The organism is Syntrophales bacterium (assembly GCA_030655775.1).
In the GTDB taxonomy this organism is placed as follows: domain Bacteria; phylum Desulfobacterota; class Syntrophia; order Syntrophales; family JADFWA01; genus JAUSPI01.
This window is the reverse complement of the sequence record JAUSPI010000253.1, coordinates 1-3,869: the sequence shown is the minus strand read 5'-3', so window position 1 is coordinate 3,869 and position 3,869 is coordinate 1. Positions and strand designations below refer to the sequence as shown.

4 protein-coding genes are annotated in these 3,869 nt (G+C 46.2%); 2 read left to right on the top strand and 2 right to left on the bottom strand.

Annotated elements, in window-relative coordinates; genetic code table 11:
* Together Q7J27_14175 and Q7J27_14170 are read left to right on the top strand one after the other, a co-directional pair.
* On the top strand, window positions 1-500 hold a 500-nt coding region (locus Q7J27_14175; GenBank protein ID MDO9530287.1), incomplete at its 5' end, for a hypothetical protein.
* Complete coding sequence (locus Q7J27_14170) at window positions 497-1,231, top strand: nucleoside phosphorylase (GenBank protein MDO9530286.1); 735 nt, start codon at window positions 497-499, stop codon at window positions 1,229-1,231. The genes Q7J27_14175 and Q7J27_14170, both read left to right, overlap by 4 nt.
* Before the next feature lie 118 nt (window positions 1,232-1,349).
* On the opposite strand, the gene Q7J27_14165 is transcribed toward Q7J27_14170, so the two are convergent.
* Entirely contained in the window at window positions 1,350-2,528 is a 1,179-nt protein-coding gene (locus Q7J27_14165) for a BMP family ABC transporter substrate-binding protein (GenBank protein MDO9530285.1), read from the bottom strand.
* Window positions 2,529-2,771: 243 nt separating this feature from the next.
* Entirely contained in the window at window positions 2,772-3,701 is a 930-nt protein-coding gene (locus Q7J27_14160) for an ABC transporter permease (protein ID MDO9530284.1), read from the bottom strand.
* Window positions 3,702-3,869 lie beyond the last annotated feature (168 nt).

Genomic DNA, 3,869 nt, shown 5'->3' with positions numbered 1-3,869 from the left:
ATTTTATCAGGGTGGGGACTTGCGGTGCCCTTTCTTCTCAAATAAACCCCGGAGATATAATTATTGTAACCGGAGCTGTTCGGGGAGACGGAGCTTCTAAAGAATATATCCCTATAGAATACCCGGCGGTAGCAGATTATCGCGTTGTTGCTGCACTGCGAAACAGAGCTAAAAAGGAAGACACTGATTATAAGTTGGGGATAATAAGAACCCACGATGCCTTTTATATGGAATCCCCTTTCGCCTTCGGAGATTATAAAAAAAGAGTCGCCATCTGGGCTGAAGCAGGAGTCTTAGCTATTGAGAACGAATCTTCCACCCTTTTTGTTATAGGCTCTCTGAGAAAAGTACAAGTAGGTACAATACTCGTGGCTGCGGGAAATTTAATCACCGGCAAAAAAGGCACAAAAGACGAGCTGCAAAAAAGTATTGATAAGGCAATAACCATCGCCACCGGAGCTTTGGTCGACCTTCAGGAGGGAGAGGAGGAAAAGATATGAAAAAGATGCATCATCTTCAGATAGAACCAGGTCAAATAGGAGAATTTGTAATAATGCCGGGTGACCCCGGCCGTTGTCATCTAATAGCCGAACATTTTGAAAATCCTCAATTAATTGCCCGAAGTCGTGAATATGTAACCTACACCGGAAGATATAAAGGGTTGACTGTAAGTGTCACCTCTACCGGCATGGGCTGCCCTTCTGCCGCCATTGCCCTGGAGGAACTTATCATGTCCGGGGCAAAATATTTAGTTCGTCTTGGTACCACCGGGGCACTACAGAAGAATATAAACCTGGAGGATATTATAATCCCCACCTCAGCGGTCAGATTAGAGGGCACATCGGTGGAATATATACCGATTGAATTCCCGGCTGTTGCGGATATAGACATCATAGATGCCCTCGTAAAAGTAACCCACAACAAAAATCAGAAATCCCATATAGGAATAATTATGAGTCATGATGCTTTTTATAAGGGTTCGGTATTTGCCGACCTTGATTTTCTAAAGAGAGAACAAGTATGGATTGATTCTAATGTTTTAAGTGTAGAAAATGAATCCTCTGCTCTCTTTATTATCGGTTACCTCCGAAAAGTTAAGGTAGGAACCATCCTTACTGTAGTGGCCAATCACCTGACTCGGGAAGTTATTACTGATGGGGAAAAAATAAATCCCATATTTCACCGGATGACTGACCTTTGCCTGGAAGCTTTTAAAAACATAAATAAATAGGGACACATCCCATTTTTTTCTTCAAAGGAAATAAGAAAAAAATGGGATGTGTCCCTATTTATTGGGGCGGCTGCCCTCTTTTAGTGAAGGTTGCCGCCCGAGTTTAGCTTCTCTTATTCTATTCCCAGGGACCGACGATGCCATCCACTGCCCAGTCTATAGTAGTTAGTTCAAACACAGACATGCGTAAACCTTCCGGAACTTTCAGGTTGCCATCGCGGTCAAAGATCGGCCCGTTGAACGGATCGAAAACCATCGACGGATCGGACATCTGCTCCAGCCTCTTCATAACCAGGTCATAAACGCTGATCATCCCCAGGACGGGATCATTAACCTTTTTCTCCTTTAATTCATCCTCATATGCAGGGTTCATCAACATACCCGGTTTAGCTCCCATCTCCACCGCCTTTTCCTTCAGCAGCCACCAGTAGTCAACATCAGCAAGGTTGTGCGCTGTGTATGCGCCAGCATAAACCTTAGCCAGGAAATCAAGGTAGACTGCTTCCCAGTGCGCGATCTGTCCGGAGACAACATATTCGGGGCTGAAATCATACATCGGAGAGTAATGACCGAAGGATGGTAATCCTTTTTCCCCGGCAACCTGTACAATTGTCGGCGAGTCCTCGGTAAACGCAAACACATCGCACCCATCGGCGATTAACGCCTCGGCGGCTTCCTTAGCTGCTGTAGGACTGAACCACTCATATATCCAGCGCACAAGCACCTCTGCCTTGGGTGTGGTTTCCCGCACACCCACGGCGAATGCACCCATGTGGCGTTTTACCTCAGGAATTGGGAAAGCGCCTATATAGGCAGTCTTATTTGTTTTGGTGAGCGCTCCGGCAATCAACCCATTCAGATAGTAAATCTGGTAGAAATCGGCCATATAGGTCATCATATTAGGATTACGTTTGAACCCGGAGCAGTGAGCAAAGATCTTGTCCGGGTATTTCTGCGCTGAAATCAGCGTGCCATCCATGAAGCCAAAGCTGGTGGTTAAGACAACATCACAGCCCTCTTCCATAATCAGCTTGTCAATATAAAGCCCCTCGCTTCCCTCGGCAACGCTCTCTACATAGACTGTCTCCAACCAGGGGAAAGTATCCTCACAAATTCTCCGCGCCTCATCGTGCGCATAGCTCCAACCCAGGTCGCCGATAGGTCCAACATAGATGAACCCCACTTTAAGCGGCGTGCCCGGAACATACTCTTTAGCCATCATCACTGAAGCAAAACTGAAGATGACTGCCACAACTAATACAGTTACTAACAGAACTTTGTTTCGTTGAGTAAACATTTAAAACCTCCTTTTATTGTATTATAGGCTATTCGAACAGCCTTTTCATTTTAACAACTTTCACTGCTTACTTTACCATATATTCAGGATAGTGCAGTGATAATTATCCAGAATACTCGATAAATTTGGGATTAAACACCTCACCTCCTCCATTTTTGGCAGTTTACAACCACCATCGAACGATAACACACTTCTTTCCTCTTACTCTGCCATTGATTATATTTTCCTGACTATCTTCCCTGCTCACTCCTCGCCTCTCGTGTAAGGCAAGCTTAGCGCAGCTGGTGCCCCTATCCGTTTCTTCAACGTCCCGCGGGACACAAAGATCAAGACCAGAATTGCAAATGCATAGGGCATTGCTTTAAGTAGTTCAGGCGATACCCACGGCTGCAAGCGGAATGACAGGTGATAGAGAGCCGCAAATAAGTAGGCTCCCAGCATACCATAGGCCGGATTCCAGAAGGCGAAGATGGTCAACGCAATAACAATCCATCCCATTCCCGCAGTCATTCCCTCGGTCCATGCTGGTCGATAGGCAACTGAGAGGTATCCTCCGGCCATGCCGGCGAGGACCCCGCCAATAAGAACACACATGTAGCGAACCCGGTCAACGTTTATCCCCAGGGAGTCGGCAGTGGCAGGATTCTCTCCTACGGAGCGGATCGTGATCCCGATTCGCGTACGGTAGAGGATATACCACAACAAAGGAACAAGAAGAATTGCCATATAGACAATTAAATTCTGCCCTTCAAAAAAAATCGGCCCCAGGAAAGGAATCTTAGAGAGACCGGGAACAGTAATTTTTGGAATCGTTGCAGGAAGCGGTTTACCTTCCCAACCCCGTCCGAACATACCTGATAGGCCAAGACCAAGCATGGTTAAGGATAGCCCGGAGACAACCTGATTTGCCTTCAGTGTTACACTGGTAAAAGCGTGAATCAGAGAGAAGGCGCCTCCGACAACCGCTGCCACCAGAATACCCAGCCAGGGATTTCCAGTGATATAGGCAGTGGTAAAACCGGAATAAGCTCCCATAATCATCATCCCCTCAACGCCAAGGTTTAACACACCGGAACGCTCTGCGTAGATCTCACCAAGTGTTCCCAGAAGGAGCGGAGTCCCGTAAGCAAGGGAACGACTGAGCGTTGTCACTATCCATGTTTCCCAACCCATAATTACCTCCTCAATGAAAAGGATACTTTGTAACGAAGAAGAATCTCGCTTCCGATAAGGAAGAATAATATTAATCCGTTAAATACATTGTTCAATTGGAATGGTAACCCAAGTGATACTTTAATCACGTCTCCTCCAGCCATTATAACCCCGAATAGAAGAGAGGTT

Coding starts and splice junctions, on each gene's coding strand:
- Q7J27_14160 (MDO9530284.1), bottom strand. CDS start 3,701: ATGGGTTGGGAAACATGGATAGTGACAACGCTCAGTCGTTCCCTTGCT.
- Q7J27_14165 (MDO9530285.1), bottom strand. CDS start 2,528: ATGTTTACTCAACGAAACAAAGTTCTGTTAGTAACTGTATTAGTTGTG.
- Q7J27_14170 (MDO9530286.1), top strand. CDS start 497: ATGAAAAAGATGCATCATCTTCAGATAGAACCAGGTCAAATAGGAGAA.